At 32.3% G+C, this 16,057-nt stretch carries 18 protein-coding genes and 1 pseudogene; 13 read left to right on the top strand and 6 right to left on the bottom strand.

Features of this window, described 5'->3' with window-relative positions; genetic code table 11:
* From QZZ48_RS03480 to QZZ48_RS03420, 13 genes and pseudogenes are all read left to right on the top strand, one after another.
* Nucleotides 1–198 (top strand): annotated as a pseudogene (locus tag QZZ48_RS03480) (hypothetical protein); the annotation flags it as partial.
* Between the two features lie 213 nt (nt 199–411).
* Nucleotides 412–1,653 (top strand): dicarboxylate/amino acid:cation symporter, encoded by a 1,242-nt coding sequence (locus QZZ48_RS03475; protein ID WP_294962002.1) that lies wholly within the window; start codon nt 412–414, stop codon nt 1,651–1,653.
* Nucleotides 1,654–1,801: 148 nt separating this feature from the next.
* Nucleotides 1,802–2,299, top strand: a complete 498-nt coding sequence (gene greA / locus QZZ48_RS03470; RefSeq protein WP_294962001.1) for a transcription elongation factor GreA — start codon at nt 1,802–1,804, stop codon at nt 2,297–2,299.
* Entirely contained in the window at nt 2,286–3,290 is a 1,005-nt protein-coding gene (gene argC, locus QZZ48_RS03465) for an N-acetyl-gamma-glutamyl-phosphate reductase (protein WP_294961999.1), read from the top strand. The genes greA and argC overlap by 14 nt, the downstream gene beginning before the upstream one ends.
* Nucleotides 3,280–4,011 (top strand): metallophosphoesterase, encoded by a 732-nt coding sequence (locus tag QZZ48_RS03460; protein ID WP_294961997.1) that lies wholly within the window; start codon nt 3,280–3,282, stop codon nt 4,009–4,011. Before argC ends, QZZ48_RS03460 begins: the two co-directional genes overlap by 11 nt.
* 26 nt (nt 4,012–4,037) lie before the next feature.
* On the top strand, nt 4,038–4,979 hold the full coding sequence (locus tag QZZ48_RS03455; RefSeq protein WP_294961995.1) for a chemotaxis protein: 942 nt from the start codon (nt 4,038–4,040) through the stop codon (nt 4,977–4,979).
* A gap of 10 nt (nt 4,980–4,989) precedes the next feature.
* Nucleotides 4,990–7,407: a chemotaxis protein CheW gene (locus QZZ48_RS03450; protein ID WP_294961993.1), complete on the top strand. Its 2,418-nt coding sequence runs from the start codon at nt 4,990–4,992 to the stop codon at nt 7,405–7,407.
* On the top strand, nt 7,404–7,898 hold the full coding sequence (locus tag QZZ48_RS03445; protein WP_294961991.1) for a chemotaxis protein CheW: 495 nt from the start codon (nt 7,404–7,406) through the stop codon (nt 7,896–7,898). Before QZZ48_RS03450 ends, QZZ48_RS03445 begins: the two co-directional genes overlap by 4 nt.
* Nucleotides 7,899–7,930: 32 nt before the next feature.
* Nucleotides 7,931–9,004, top strand: a complete 1,074-nt coding sequence (locus QZZ48_RS03440) for an ABC transporter permease (RefSeq protein WP_294961988.1) — start codon at nt 7,931–7,933, stop codon at nt 9,002–9,004.
* Entirely contained in the window at nt 9,004–9,741 is a 738-nt protein-coding gene (locus tag QZZ48_RS03435; protein ID WP_294961986.1) for an ATP-binding cassette domain-containing protein, read from the top strand. Before QZZ48_RS03440 ends, QZZ48_RS03435 begins: the two co-directional genes overlap by 1 nt.
* On the top strand, nt 9,742–10,704 hold the full coding sequence (locus tag QZZ48_RS03430) for an MlaD family protein (protein WP_294961984.1): 963 nt from the start codon (nt 9,742–9,744) through the stop codon (nt 10,702–10,704).
* Entirely contained in the window at nt 10,704–11,303 is a 600-nt protein-coding gene (locus QZZ48_RS03425) for an ABC-type transport auxiliary lipoprotein family protein (RefSeq protein ID WP_294961983.1), read from the top strand. The genes QZZ48_RS03430 and QZZ48_RS03425 overlap by 1 nt, the downstream gene beginning before the upstream one ends.
* On the top strand, nt 11,300–12,604 hold the full coding sequence (locus QZZ48_RS03420) for an aminopeptidase P N-terminal domain-containing protein (RefSeq protein WP_294961981.1): 1,305 nt from the start codon (nt 11,300–11,302) through the stop codon (nt 12,602–12,604). The genes QZZ48_RS03425 and QZZ48_RS03420 overlap by 4 nt, the downstream gene beginning before the upstream one ends.
* Nucleotides 12,605–12,660: 56 nt before the next feature.
* On the opposite strand, the gene QZZ48_RS03415 is transcribed toward QZZ48_RS03420, so the two are convergent.
* The 6 genes from QZZ48_RS03415 to QZZ48_RS03390 form a co-directional block, all read right to left on the bottom strand.
* Nucleotides 12,661–13,089, bottom strand: a complete 429-nt coding sequence (locus tag QZZ48_RS03415; RefSeq protein WP_294961979.1) for a hypothetical protein — start codon at nt 13,087–13,089, stop codon at nt 12,661–12,663.
* Nucleotides 13,089–13,379, bottom strand: coding sequence for a hypothetical protein (locus QZZ48_RS03410; RefSeq protein WP_294961977.1), 291 nt, complete (start codon nt 13,377–13,379; stop codon nt 13,089–13,091). Before QZZ48_RS03410 ends, QZZ48_RS03415 begins: the two co-directional genes overlap by 1 nt.
* On the bottom strand, nt 13,379–13,771 hold the full coding sequence (locus QZZ48_RS03405) for a chaperone NapD (RefSeq protein ID WP_294961975.1): 393 nt from the start codon (nt 13,769–13,771) through the stop codon (nt 13,379–13,381). The genes QZZ48_RS03410 and QZZ48_RS03405 overlap by 1 nt, the downstream gene beginning before the upstream one ends.
* A gap of 109 nt (nt 13,772–13,880) precedes the next feature.
* Nucleotides 13,881–14,834, bottom strand: coding sequence for a WD40 repeat domain-containing protein (locus QZZ48_RS03400; protein WP_294961974.1), 954 nt, complete (start codon nt 14,832–14,834; stop codon nt 13,881–13,883).
* Nucleotides 14,834–15,289, bottom strand: a complete 456-nt coding sequence (locus tag QZZ48_RS03395) for a ferredoxin-type protein NapF (RefSeq protein WP_366755897.1) — start codon at nt 15,287–15,289, stop codon at nt 14,834–14,836. The genes QZZ48_RS03400 and QZZ48_RS03395 overlap by 1 nt, the downstream gene beginning before the upstream one ends.
* A 38-nt stretch (nt 15,290–15,327) precedes the next feature.
* Complete coding sequence (locus QZZ48_RS03390) at nt 15,328–16,056, bottom strand: nitrate reductase cytochrome c-type subunit (protein WP_294961969.1); 729 nt, start codon at nt 16,054–16,056, stop codon at nt 15,328–15,330.
* Nucleotide 16,057: the final 1 nt, after the last annotated feature.

Genomic DNA, 16,057 nt, shown 5'->3' with positions numbered 1-16,057 from the left:
AAAAAAGATAAACAAGAAAATATTCCAGATAAAGAGTTTGAGACTATTCCTGAAGCTTCTCTTATGCATAAAGGAATGGAAACATATGACCTATATGTACTTATTATAAGCAATAAAAAAATTCATTTCGATAGTTTCGCACAGGCAGATGAAGAACTTATAAAAGAAGAGAAGTACAAAAACTTGATGAGCTTATAGAGTTTATAAATGATAAGAACTATACAACTCTTAAAGTCGTAATAAAGCCAAGAAACTACTAACTTTATATAAATAAAACAAGTACGCAAAAGATCGAATCTATTGAAAAAGTTTTAGATAGAAAAATCAATCATTTGTTATACAAATAATCAACACTCCTTTTAGCCACTTCATTATGGCAGAATTTATGAGTTTTCTAAAATAGGAGTTTTTATGAAAGATAAATCGTTGATTAAGAATATAGGTTTTCAAGTATTGATAGCCATGATTTTTGGAGCTTTAGTTGGTGTAGCAATGGGTCCAGAAGCTATTATGTTCAAACCATTGGGTGATATTTTTATTCACTTAATCAAAATGTTAGTTGTTCCATTGATTGCAGTTGCAATCATCGCTGGTGGAGCAAACTTAGGTGATAGTCCTAGTGCTGGTAAAATAGGTATTGGTACAATAGCCTTTTTTATGATCACTTCAGCTGTAGCAGTTTCTTTGGCTATTTTTGCTGGAGAATTTTTTCAACCAGGTGTAGGAATTGACTTAAGTAGTGTTGAAAGCATGTTCTCAAATCAGTATGCTGATAAAGGTGCATTACCAGGAGCAATGGAAACTATTGTTGGTATGATTCCTACAAACTTCTTCCAATCGCTAAACGATGCAAATATATTACAAATCTTAGTATTTTGTCTATTTTTTGGTATTGCAGTTTCTAAACTAGATACTGATAAAAGATTGTCAATAACTAATGGATTAGATGCAATAATTCAAGCACTAATCTGGATGGTAAATATTGTAATGTACATCGCACCACTTGGTGTATTTGGTCTTATGGCTGAAGCTGTTGGTACATATGGTTTTGATGTTTTAACTTTAGTATTAAAATTATTTTTAGTATATATTGGTGCTATCTTAGTTTATGGCTTTATTTTCTACCCACTAATGATAAAAACATTTTCAAAAATGTCAGTTAGAAAATTCATGTCTGCTGTGAAAAAACCTCAGATGGTAGCACTATCAACTGCTTCATCAATGGCTACTCTTCCTGTAACAATGGAGACTTGTGAAGAAGATTTAGGTATTTCTAAATCAACTACATCTTTTGTTCTTCCTCTTGGCGCTACTATAAACATGAGTGGTAATGCTATTTATTATGGTCTTGTTGCTGTCTTCTTTGCTCAAGTATATGGAATAGAATTAGGATTTAGTGCTTACGCTGCTATCGTTTTTACTGCTACTATTGGTGCTATCGGTCAAGCCGGTGTTCCTGGTCCTAGTTTCCTAGTTGTTGCTGTTTTATTAGCTGCTGGTATTCCTATTGAAGGACTTCCATTGTTATTTGCACTAGACAGAATCTTTGATATGATTAGAACTGCTCTAAACATTACGGGTGACGCAGCTTGTGCTGTTATCATAGATGAAATCAATGATAAAAAAGACATCTTAAAACCTATTAAAATCTAAATATAAATACTGAAAATAATATTTTTTATTTTCAGTATTTTCCACTCATTTAAACTTCAATATATTTTAAACTACACCACTTCAAAGCCAAGAAACTACTAAATTTTGCTATAATAACTAAAATAAAATTTATATAAAGAGAACCACTATGCAAAAAGTCGAGCCAATGACACTTTTCGGTTACGAAAAACTACAAGCAGAAGTAAAAGATTTAAAAGAAGTTAAAAGACCAGCAATTGTTAAAGCGATTGAAGACGCATTAGAGCATGGAGATTTAAAAGAAAATGCTGAGTACCATGCAGCTAAAGAGGGTCAAAAAAATATAGATAATCGTTTAGCAGAATTGGCAGAAATTTTAGGTTGTTCTCGCATTGTTGATCCTAGTGAACTTGAACATGCAAAAATTAGTTTTGGTTCAACTGTTGTTATGACTGATATGGATAGTGATGAAGAACTCACTTATACTATTGTTGGTGGTTGTGAAAGTAATCCAGATATGGGTCTTATCTCTTTTGGTTCACCTTTGGCAAAACAACTTCTTGGACGTGAAGAGGGTGACGAGGTAAAAGTTAAACTTCCAAACGGCGTAAAAGAGTATGAAATAGAAGAAGTTAAATATCAGGAGATTGTTTTTGAGTGTAATTAATGTAGGAGTTATCGGAGCTAGTGGTTACACTGGTTTAGAACTTGTAAAAATCCTTATAAATCATCCAAAGTTTACTCTATCTTATGTTGCTAACTCTACGGGTGGCATAACTATAGATAAATTACATTCATCGTTATCAGGTGTTTGTGAGCTTGAAGTTCAAAAAGCTGATATAGAAAAAATAGCATCTTCTTGTGAGCTTGTGTTTTTAGCACTTCCTCACAAAACTGCTATGGCTTATGTTAAACCACTTATAGCTAAGGGTGTAAAAGTAGTTGATCTTTCAGCTGATTATAGACTTCCTCAAGATATTTATGAAGAGTTTTATACACCTCATACAGATCCAGATAACTTAGAACATGTTGTTTATGGACTTCCTGAACTTTACCGTGAAGAGTTAAAATCAGCTAAACTTGTTGCAAATCCTGGTTGTTTTCCAACATCAGCACTTTTAGGCTTAGTTCCATTTATGAGTAAAAGAATAGAAAATACGCCAATCATTGTAGATGCAAAGACTGGTGTTAGTGGAGCAGGAAAGAAACTAAGTGATGTTACTCACTTTGTTAATGTTAACGATAACTTATTTGCTTATAATCCTATGATGCACAGACATGCTCCTGAAATAGCGCAAAAGCTTGGTGTTTCATTTGATGAAGTGAACTTTGTTCCGCATCTTATTCCTCTAACTCGTGGAATGCTATCATCTATATATATACAAGTGAATCAAGACTTTGATGCTTTTGAAGTACTTAGTGAGTTTTATAAAAATGAACCATTTGTACGTGTAAGTGAACATCCTGTAGATATGAAAAATGTAGCAGGGACTAACTTTTGTGATTTGTATGTTAAACAAAAAGGAAATGTACTATTTATATCTAGTGCAATTGATAATCTAATGAGAGGTGCTTCATCTCAAGCAGTTGTAAATGCAAATATAATGATGGGTATATGTCAAAAAACTGGGATACCAACAATAGCATATGTTCCATAGTGATATAGAACTAAAAGAGGGTGCATTTGTTGTCTCAGATGCACACTACTCACACCTTCGGCCAGAACTTCTTAACTTCTTAAAAGCAATTCAATCAAAACAACTTCAACCAAGTCAACTTATACTAATGGGTGATATCTTTGATACTCTTTTTGGAAATGTTCCTTATACTCAAAAAGTGAACTTTGAAGCTGTCAATATTATAAACGAAATATCTCAAAGTATGGAAGTGGTATATTTAGAAGGTAATCATGACTTTAATCTAAAAAAGATATTTCCAAAAGTAAAAGTATTTGGAATCAAACAACAACCTCTTAAAGTAAGATGCAAGAATAAAACCATTTTGCTCGCGCATGGTGATATACAGAGTCCATTACTTTATAATGTATATACTGCAATTATAAGAAACCCTTTTGTTATTAGTATATTAAATATATTTGACATAATCTCAAGACATTCCATTATTAAGAGATTAGATGAGTATTTGAGTAAAAAAGAAGATTGTAAAGAGTTTACAGGATTTAGAAAATACATTCAAAATAGGCTTGATGGTAAATATCAGTGTGACTACTTTATAGAAGGGCACTTCCATCAAAATAAAACTCTAAAATATGATGAATTCATTTATACTAATTTAGCAGCTTTTGCTTGCAATCAAAGATATTTTATTGTAAACTTTACACAAGATGTTGAATTGTTAGAAGAAAACTTTTTTATATAAGACAACAATATCAGGAGATGTGAAATATGCATACAGAAGATTCGCTGAAAGTAGGTTCCAATGAAATGGAACTTGTTGACTTTCGTATTTTAAAAGAAGAAAATGGCGAAATTTATGAAGGGATATACGGCATTAATGTTTCAAAAGTTCGTGAAATTATTAAGATGCCAAACCTTACAGAATTACCAGGAACACCTGAATATATAGAAGGTATTTTTGATCTGAGAAGTGTTGTAATCCCTGTAGTAAACTTAGCTAAGTGGATGGGTATTACAACACCAGAATCAGCAGAATCTGACTCTAGAGTAATTATCACAGAGTTTAATAATGTTCTGATAGGATTTGTAGTTCATGAGGCAAAACGAATCAGAAGAATTAACTGGAGTGATATTGAACCAGCTTCTTTCGTAAGTGGTGCTGGTTCTCTAGATGGTAGTAAAATTACTGGTGTAACTAAGATAGAGGATGATAATGTACTTCTTATTCTTGACTTAGAGAGTGTAGTACAGGATTTAGGTCTATATGAACCAGATATTGATTATATTCCAGAAAATATGGATAATTTCACAGGTTTAGCTCTTATTTTAGATGATAGCTCAACTGCAAGAAAAATCGTTAAAGAAGCTGTACAAAAGATGGGATTTAATGTTATCGAAGCCGGTGACGGTCAAGAAGGTTTAGATAAACTAGATGATTTACATAAAATGTATGGTGATGATATAGCTAAACAACTAAAGATAATTATCTCTGATGTTGAGATGCCAAAAATGGATGGTTTCCATTTTGCTGCCAATGTTAAAGAAGATGGTAGATTTAACAATATTCCTATTGTATTTAACTCATCAATTAGTGATCATTTTAGTGAGAGTAGAGGTAAAGAAGCAGGCGGTGAAGCTTATTTAGTTAAGTTTGAAGCAAGCTCATTTTACGATGAAGTAGCACGAGTTGTTCGTGCACATATGAAGTAGGAGCGTAAGAATGGATGAATTTCAAGAAATATTACAAGATTTTTTAGTTGAGTCATTTGAACTTGTTGAAAAATTAGATGAAGATTTAGTCGAGTTAGAAGCAACTCCGGAAGATTTAGAACTTTTAAACGGAATCTTTCGCGTTGCTCATACAGTTAAAGGGGCTTCATCGTTCCTTAACTTTGATGTTTTAACTCACTTAACTCATCATATGGAAGATGTTTTAAATAAAGCAAGACACGGTGAACTAATTATTACTCCTAATATTATGGACGTAGTTCTTGAGTCTATAGATTTAATGAAACAACTTCTATATGTTATCCGAGACACAAGTGCAGATGCAGGTGTTGATGTTGCAGCTTGTGTTGCGAGACTTGATGAGGTTAGTGGTGGAGATGGTAATGTTCCAACACCAGAAGCTTCTGCCCCTGTGATAGAAGAAGTTGCACCAGTTGTAGAAGCAGCAACTCCTGTTGAAGCAGAAGATGAACTAGACTATGACAATATGTCAGATGATGATGTAGAAGCTGAGATTCAGAGACTTCTTAATGAAAGACAAGTTGAAGATAAAGCTAAAAGAGAAGCTAAAATTGCAGCGGGAGAAGATGTTCCAGCTCCTCCTCCTTCACCTGAAGATGTTGCTAAACAAGAGGCTAAAGAGCCAGAAGCTCCAGCACCAGCTGCTGCTCCGGTACCAGTTACTCCAACTCCTGCACCAGCTAAAGCTGAAGACGTAAGAGATGATGCAAAGGCTGCTGCTCCTGCTAAAAGAGCAGCTGCTACGGTTGAGCAAACTATTCGTGTTGATGTGAAAAGACTTGATCACCTTATGAACCTAATTGGTGAACTTGTTCTTGCAAAAAATAGACTTATAAAAATCAATGATGATGTTGAAGAACGTTATGAAGGTGAAGAGTTCTTAGAAGAGTTAAATCAAGTTGTTTCTATTGTTTCTCTTGTTACAACAGACCTTCAGATTGCTGTAATGAAGACAAGAATGCTTCCTATTGGAAAAGTGTTTAACAAGTTTCCTAGAATGATTCGTGATTTAACTAGAGAGTTAAATAAGAAAATAGAGCTAGAAATAGATGGAGAAGAGACAGAGCTTGATAAGTCTATCGTTGAAGAAATTGGTGATCCATTAGTTCATATTATTAGAAACTCTTGTGATCATGGTATTGAAACGCCAGATATTCGTTTGGCAGCTGGTAAAGATGAAACAGGTACTATTTCTTTAAAAGCTTATAACGAAGGTAATCAAATCGTTATTCAAATTGATGATGATGGTAAAGGCTTAGATGCCCAAATGCTGAAAAACAAAGCATTGGAAAAAGCTCTAATCAGTGAAAAAGAAGCTGATAATATGAGTGATAAAGAAGCTTTTGGTCTTATCATGAAACCAGGTTTTTCAACTGCCGTAGCTGTAACTAATGTTTCTGGACGTGGCGTTGGTATGGATGTTGTAAAGACAAACATCGAAAAAGTTAATGGTATCATTGATATTGAGAGTGAAAAAGGTCAAGGTAGTTCTATTAGGTTGAAGATTCCTTTAACTCTTGCAATTATCCAAGCTCTTTTAGTTGGTGTACAAGAAGAATATTACGCAATTCCATTATCTTCAGTACTTGAAACTGTTAGAATCTCTAAAGATGAGATTTATACAGTTGAGGGACGTTCGGTTATGAGACTAAGAGATGAAGTATTATCTTTAGTTCATATCGGAGATATCTTTGAAGTTGAGAGAATTTTAGATTCTAGCGAACATGCTTATGTTGTTGTTCTAGGTCTTGGTGCTCAAAAACTTGGACTAATAGTTGACTCTCTTGTAGGTCAAGAAGAAATTGTTATTAAGTCACTAGGCGAATACTTAAAAGGTATCGAAGGTGTAGCTGGTGCAACAATTCGTGGTGATGGTGGTGTAACTTTAATTGTTGATGTTGTAGCAATTATGGATATGGCAAAAAGTGTAAAAGCAACAGCAATGATTTCAGATCAAAATGGTGATGGAGCTGGAACTAAAGAGAAAACGAAAGCTAGTGATTATACTATTATGATTGTTGATGATTCTAAAACAGATAGAATGATTATGAGAAAATCACTTGAAGCTACTGGAATGATTTTAGTTGAAGCAGCCGATGGTCAAGAAGCTCTAAATGTATTAAAGCAAGGTGATCATAATTTTGATGCTATGCTTATTGATATCGAGATGCCAAGAATGGATGGATATACTTTAGCAACAGAGATTAAAAAATATAACAGATACAAAAATATGCCTCTGATTGCAGTTACATCACGTACAGGTAAGTCTGATCGTATGAGAGGTGTAGAGTCTGGAATGGTTGAGTATATTACAAAACCTTATTCTGCTGACTATCTATCAAGTGTTGTTCAAAGAAATGTTAACTTTAAATCGGAGTTCTTATCATGAGTGATAAATTAAAAGAAGTAATTAATAAACAGAGTGCACAAAAAGGTGAGTCTCTGGACCAATCAGATGATATAGTTCAGTTAGTTGGATTTATTATTGGTGAAGAAGAATATGCGATTCCAATTTTATCAATTCAAGAGATTATCAAACCTTTTCCTTGGACTAGAGTTCCTCAAGTTCCAAAATATGTTATGGGTGTTTTTAATCTTCGTGGTGCTGTTATTCCTCTTATTGACCTTCGTTTGAAGTTTGGTATATCAGAGAAAAAGCATAATGATGAAACTCGTTTTATTGTAATGAAAGATGGTGATGATGTTGCTGGATTTGTTATAGATAGATTAACAATGGCAATCAGAATTAAAAAGACAAATATTGGACCTGCGCCTGACACTATTAATGGTGATAACACTATGATAGATGGTGTTGGTAAACAAGAAGATAGAATAATAACTATACTTAAAGTAAACAAGTTATTAGAGAGAGATTTTTAATTAACTATTCACTATCTGAAACTAAACTCTCTTTGAAATTTTCAGGAGAGTTTACACTTTATACTATAACTTCTTATCAAAAAGAAATTGGTAAAATTGATTTCTCTAAAGTCAAAACAGTCGATTTTGATTTAGAAGATGTAGTCTACTTTGATACTGCTGCATCTATTTTTATAAACTCAACTGTAAAAGAGTTTAATGAAAAAAAAATAAGTTCTAATATTCTTACAACTGATAAAGATATCTTAGATACTTTAGAATTAGTACAAATATCTAAAAAAACATCTAAACCTCTTCCTAAAAAAGCAAAAAGAACTCTTTTAGAAATTCTAGGACAAACTACTTATTTTTACTACAATGGGTTTTTAGCATTTATGGCTTTTATCGGAAAACTATTTGCTACTAAATTAAGTTACTTGAGTAATATTAATAATATTAGATTTAAAGAGATAGCTTTTGAGATGAATGAGAGCGCTATTAAAGCTTTGGGAATCATAGCATTAACTAGTTTTTTAATTGGTCTAGTCGTAGCTTATCAATCAGCATTTCAACTAAAGATATATGGTGCAAATATATTTATAGTGGATATGCTTGGAATTTCGATGCTTAGAGAACTAGCCCCATTAATGACAGCCGTTGTCATAGCAGGAAGAAGTGGTTCATCTTTTACTGCTCAAATCGGTGCTATGAAGATTACAGAAGAGTTAGATGCAATGAGAACTATGGGTTTTGATCCGTATCTATTTTTGGTGATACCACGTATCATTGCCTTGATGATTATGATGCCTATACTTATATTTGTTGCTGATATCATGGGTGTTTTTGGCGGATTGATAGTTGCATCTGTTGATTTAGGAATAAGTCCACAACTTTTTCTAGAAAGATTTAATGATGTTGTTGCAGCAAAACATTTTTTTATAGGTATTGCAAAAGGTCCATTTTTTGCATTTCTTATAGCATCTATAGGTGTGTATAGAGGACTTATGGTAAAAGATGATACTCAAAGTATTGGTTTTAACACTACTAAGAGCGTTGTTGAAGCTATATTTGCAGTGATAGTATGTGACGCAATATTTTCTATACTTTTTACTAACTTGGGGATTTAATGTCAACAATAATTAAAGTAAATAACCTTAAGACAGTTTTAGATGATAGAGTTATTCATGATGGATTAAATCTCACAATCAAACAAGGTGAGATATATGGACTATTGGGTCCATCAGGTTGTGGTAAAACAACACTTCTACGTGAGATGGTAATGCTTCAAGATTTTCACTCTGGTTCTATTGAAATTTTAGGGCAAAATATAGGAAATATAAAACATAAACAAGCACAAAAACTTAGACGTGAGTGGGGTGTTTTATTTCAAGCAGGAGCTCTTTTTTCATCTTTGAATATAAAAGAAAATATCTCTCTACCTTTAATCGAGTACACAGATCTTTCTAAAAAAATGATAGATGAGATAGTTGAGTTTAAAATAAACCTTGTTGGTCTTAAATCAGAAGATGCACTTCTTTATCCTTCACAAATTAGTGGTGGTATGAAGAAAAAATCAGCCTTAGCTCGTGCACTTGCTATGGATCCAAAACTCTTGTTTTTAGATGAGCCAACTAGTGGACTAGACCCGATATCTGCAAGAGAATTTGACTCTTTGATTCTTAAACTAAGAAAGCTTTTAGGTTTGAGTATTGTAATGGTTTCACACGATTTACAATCAATTCATGATACACTCGATTCAGTCGCTATTATAGATGAAAAGAAAATAGTTTATGAGGGTGATTTGAGCGATATAAAAAATAGTGATAGCAAATTCATACAAACATTTTTTAAAGGAGCTAACTAAATGAATAATAAAGTTAACTATACAGCAGTTGGAATAATGGTTCTATCTGGAGTGACATTAATGTTGATTTTTACTTATTGGCTTTTGAAGCCATCAGCAGAAAATCAAACAGAGATATATAATATACTTTTTGATGAGTCTGTTCTTGGGCTAAATGTAGATTCTACTGTTAAGTATAGAGGTATAGACGTTGGTAAAGTTAGTAAACTTCGTATTAATCCTAAAAACTCTGAACAGGTAGAAGTTCAAGTTACTATATTAAAAACAACACCAATAAAAGAGACAACAGTTGCAAAGTTGACATCTCAAGGTATTACAGGTCTTAGTTATATCAATCTAAGTCTTGGAGACAATGGTGCTGCTCGTCTTTTGGCAAAAGATGGTGAAGAATATCCAGTTATAAAAACAGAAGCTTCATTTTTTGAACGTTTTGAAAAATCCTTAAGAAGTGTTTCAACTAAAATGTCTAAAACTCTAAGTAGAACAGAAGAACTTTTAAATGAAGATAATCAAGAGCAAATAACAGTGCTCTTAGAATCAACAGCTTCTTTTATGACTCAGATGGATAAGCTAATGACTGATGATGCAATAAAAGATTTACATGAATCTATTAAGAACTTTAACAGTGCTTCAAAGCAGATGGACGCACTAATGCCAAAGATTGAACTTTTTGTTGATGGTAGTGTAGCCTGGGAAAATAAGATAGCTAATTCATTTGCTTCAATTATGAATAGTTACCTTGGAATTAGTGCTTCTATGGATAGGTTTAAATTAGCAATAGCAAATGGAGACTTTAATATAAAAGAGATATCTACTGATGTTGTTCCTACTATGAATAATACACTCATTGAACTGCAGCATCTAATGATTAGAATAGAGAGTGCACTTAACCAGCATGAAAGAAGTCCTGGTGATATATTATTTAAACAAGAAGAGATCAAAAAAGGTCCAGGAGAAGAGTAATGATACGAATTAGTTTAGCAATTATGCTTATATTTATAATATCTGCTTGTTCAACAACAGAACCTGCAGTTACGGAGTATAAATTATCTCAAAAAGCACTGAAACATATTAGTTCATTTCAAGGATGTAAAGATAAATCGCTCAAAGTCTCACAAGCATTTAGCTCAAGTTCACTAATGTCACTGCAGATGAAATATGTTTTGGATGGTCATAAAATATATTCCTACTCACAAGCACAATGGAGTAACTCACCAAATCAAGAAGTTTCATCTCAGGTAGTAAAAGTTCTTAGAGAATCGAAATTATTTAAAAACACTCAAAACTCAAAGTCAAGAAGTAAAAGTGATCTTATATTAGAGATAAATATAGAAGATTTTATGCAATACTACAGTAAAAACATAGATCAGTCATATGTAAATGTTGAAATAAGTTTTACACTGATAGACTCAAAAACAAGTGAAGTAATTGCTACAAATACTTTTAGAGCAAATGAAGAAGTTATTACACAAGACGCGTCTGGTGGAGTAAAAGCTTTAGATGCAGCTCTCTCTGATATTTTAGTTCAAGGCTTAAACTCTTTAAATGAGGTTTGTAAGTGATAAAAGAGAGCGAATATAAAAAAAGAAGAGAGACATTAGCAAAAAAGTTATCTAAGAACTCAATAACTATCCTCTTTAGTGCTAATAATAAAACTCGTTCTAACGATACAAATTATCCATATAGACAAAATAGTAACTTCTACTACCTGACAGGATTCAAAGAAGACAATTCTTTTCTTGTTATCCTCAAAGGTAAAAAAGATGTAAAAATAATACTTTTTCTTCAACATAAAGATGAAGTCTATGAACTTTGGAATGGAAAAAGATTAGGAGAAGAGAAGGCTAAAAAAAGATTTTTAGTTGATTTGGTTTTACTCAGTAAAGATTTTAAAAAGAGTATAAAAGAGCTTAGTACAAATATAAAATATATTTATACTGACTTTAATGAGAAAATGCCTAAAGCTAAAAAATTTCTAAAAGATAATTTTTCAGTTCATAAAGATATTGCACCTCTTATCGGTGAAATGAGACTTATTAAATCAAAATCAGAAATAAAGTTAATACAAAAAGCTATTAAGATTACAAAAAAAGCTCATCATAAAGCAATGAGTATTAATAAAAAAAATAAAAATGAGTATGAGCTTCTTGCATCTATAGAGTATAACTTTAAAAAGAATGGTGCTTATAGTGATGCTTATACTTCAATAGTGGCATGTGGAGATAGTGCAAATACATTACATTATATATCCAATGATAAGCCCTTAGTAGATGATGAACTTATTCTTATAGATGCTGGATGTGAATATGAATACTATGCAAGTGATATAACTAGAACCATACCTGTAAGTGGAAAATTTTCAATAGCTCAAAAAGATTTGTACAATATGATTTTAGAGACTCAATATAAAATAATTCAAATGATAAAACCAGATGTTTTAAGAACAGACTTACAAAAACAAGCGGAGATACTTCTTACAAAAGGTTTGCTTAGTCTTGGCATCTTAAAAGGTAACTTTAAAAAGCTCATAGAAGGGCAAGAACACAAAAAGTACTACCCACATGGCATAGGACATTGGATGGGACTTGATGTCCATGATGAAGCTCCTTATCTAGATATAAATAAAAAAGAGATTGCTCTTAAAAAAGGTATGGTTTTAACAATAGAACCTGGCATCTATATATCAAAAGATGATATGAATGTGCCAAAGAGATTTAGAGGTATAGGAATTAGAATAGAAGATGATATTTTAGTTACAAAAAAATCTTATAAATATTTATCTAATAAAATTGCTAAAACTATTAAAGAGATAGAAGATATCTCTAAAAATGTAAAGAGTAACTCTAACTTCGAAGAAGTTTAACTTTAGTAGCCATAGCGACTCTGGCGAAGTAAAAGGAATTACTTCCCTTTACTTGATTAATTATATGAGTAAGACCAACCCGTTAATGCATTGTTCTTCGCTTCATTGAAATTTTGCGAATCTGCTAAAAAATCCATAACAAACATTACATCATGAGGAATTGTTCTTTGATCCTCAGGTTTAACTAGTAGCAAAGGCATTGGTGTGTCTTGAACACTTTTTCCAAAACCTACAGGCATTAACTGACTCATTAACTCAGCAGGTTTAGTTATTCCTTGTTCTTGTAAAAATTTATCTAAAATAGCATCTTGTATATCTTTAGGTAGTTTATCTCTAGTATTTAAAAATATTGTAAAATGGATAGGAGTCTCTTTAAAATGCTTTGGAGCATCACAAGCCATAATTATATACTCTACATTTTCAAGATGTTTATTTATCTCTAGAGAGTCTAAATAAGTGTCTGTAACTATAGCTTTAGCTTCCATTATTTTTTATCTTCCATTAAAGGTTTACCTGTTTTTTCTTCAACTTCAGTTTGAAGTTTAGACATAGCTTGTCTTATCTCATCGATATGTTGTGGAGCAACATTATCATCTTGAGACCATTTTACTTCATCAACATTTCCACCGTAGTCTTCACCCATTTGTTCAAACTTCTCTTTGTATTCATCCATGTTCTTACAAATTTCAACTCTTCCATCAGAAGTATCTGTAAGTTGAATAAACCATTCATTGTTTTCATCTACTTTAATTACTGATTCGAAAATTAAACTCATTACTTATCTTTACCTGTTTCATCAAAACGTTTTGCAAAGTCTTCTAGGTCTTTTTTCTTTAAGTCACCATTGTAAACTATGTCTCTTGGATCTAAATCTTCATCATTTAGCATCTTAGGCACGATATCAGAATTTGCTAATACTTCCATATGCTCATTTAACTCATCTTCACTATATGCCATCTGCATATCTGCTGCAATAACATGAGGAATAGCTTCAACAACACGAAGTTTTTTTAACTCTTCTTCAACACCAGCACCTTCTATAGTAATAATAATACGACCTTTAGCATCATGAAGATGATAATCACATACCTCACAATCTTTTAGGCTTTGAACCACTTCATCTAAAAACTTTGGTACTGTTTGAACTACTATACTTGAAACATTCATTTAATTTTCCTTTTATTATTTTAATACGGTATCAGAAATAATTCTGCTACCTATGTTAACCCTTGTTTTTCTTCGGCATAAGCCCATTACAGCAGTGTAATGCAGTTCTCTATTTTATCTTATAAAGATTAATGGTTTTATCATCACTTGTAACTAAAAACTCATTTTCGCTTAAAAATAGTATATTGGAGAGAGTCATTCTATTGCCTCCAAATTTACCAAGAACCGATTTTGTAATAGTATTAAAAACAGTAATGTTATTATTTTCATCACTTGAGAATCCAACTCTTTTTCCACTAGGAGATAAACCAACACTATAAATCAAGAAACTTGACAACTTATAATATGCAGAGTTGAATTTATCAGCATAAATTACAACTCTTCTGTCTTGTCCTGCTGTTGCAATGATTCCATTTTTATAATCAACTTGAAAAACATTATCTAGGTTTTGACCTTCTAGAGTTTTTATATATTTTCCATCTTTTGTACTATGTATTTTTAGACTTCCACTTTCATCTGCAATGATAACTTCATCTCTTTTTTCACTTAGTGCAAAGTCTGAAAATTTAGCTCCAGAGACTTGAACTTTCCAATTATATTCTTTAGTGTTAAGATTGTAAGAGATAAGTTCACTACTTAATAAACCTAACAAAATATTATCTTTATCTAAAAATTTAGCCTTAGCAATGGTAAGGTTTTTAGTATATGCAATAACAAGTTCAAGTTTTTTGTCTTTATATATATGAACTCTTCTATATCCACTTTTTGCTTGAGAAAGAAGTAAGACTTGATTGTCCAATACATCAACAGAGTAAATTTTTGAATCTACATTATCACCCATAAAGTCTTTAATCTTATCTACTTTGATTTTATCAATAAGTTTTGTACTTTTAAGGTTGAAAATATCTATAGTACCTGCATTTGTTGCAGTGTATAGTTTTGAATTATTAACAACAATATCAGTGACTGAGCCACTTGATATATACTCTTTAGCGGGCATTGTAATATGCTCAGCAAAAACCAATGAAGTTACAAATAGAGTTAGTAGTAGGATTCTTTTCATTATATTACCTCAAAATTTATTGATGACGCTGGACATCTACTTATGCAAAATCCACAAGATGTACATCTGTCGTTAATTACAGGCATAAACATAGCCTGAAAATCAATTGCATTGTCTAAACATGGGTCTTTGCATGAGAAGCACATAACCGCTTTCCAGCTTAGACATTCATTTTTTGAAATTGTTACTTTAGCATTTATATTTCTTTTATCTTCTACGTTAAGAACCCCAAATTCACAGGTTTCTGCACATTTATCACAGAATGTACATCCACTATTAGAAAAATCTAAATATGGAGTTTGATCTTTTGCAATTTTAATTATATCTTCTTCACAAACAGTGGCGCATTTTGCTTCACACTTACTACACTCATTGAGAAAAAGAGATTCATCACTATAGTATGGCGGTCTTATAAGTTTCTCTGGACTATTTTTTGAAGAGTTTTCACCCTTCAATTTGGAGGCCAGAGAGCTAAAAAGCTCTCTTCTTTCCATTAGTGAGCTAAACTTCCAGCTGCAGAGTTTGCATTTGCAATATCAGCAGCAGTTACTTTACCTGCTTCACCTTTAATAGTATCTAATTGATCAGTTAGAGCAGTACCGTTCCAACCTGATTTAGTAGCACCACTTTCACGAGTATAAGTAGCTTCAAAATTATTTTCAACTAATATTTTACTCTCTGATTGTGGAGCATGACATTGGTTACAATTAAATCTAGCACCTTGAAGATGAGATGTCTTTTTAACAGACATTTGATCTCTTGTTGAAGTTGAAGTATTATCAACACTTACACCATTTTTAGTAATTCTTCCATCTTGACCAATAGACGTTACCGCTCTAAAGTTAGTCATATGAGATTCAGGATATGGAAGTGCATTCATACTTGGTGCAACTTCTGGAGCATGACAGCTAATACAAGCATTGTTTCCAATTTTAATTGGTAACATTCCCTCTACATCATGTGGAATCATAGGTGGAGCATCTTGGAAAGCTCTTTTAATCTTCATACTGCTACCAGCAGCACTCTTATTATACATAGTCATATCACCTACTGTAGTGTCTTCACTATAAAGGTCAGTTTTTCTAAGGCCTAAAGATGCTTCAGTAATAGTTGGCGCCACTTTTGCATTTGCAGTTGGAGCAGCTTTGCCACTATCACCACAACCTACAATTAGAAGTGTTGCAGCAACTAAACCAATCGTTATCTTACTCATTGTTTTCATC

Source organism: Sulfurimonas sp., from assembly GCF_016744025.1.
Lineage (GTDB): Bacteria > Campylobacterota > Campylobacteria > Campylobacterales > Sulfurimonadaceae > Sulfurimonas.
Note: the sequence above shows the minus strand (reverse complement) of the source record. Positions and strands in the feature narration are given on the sequence as shown.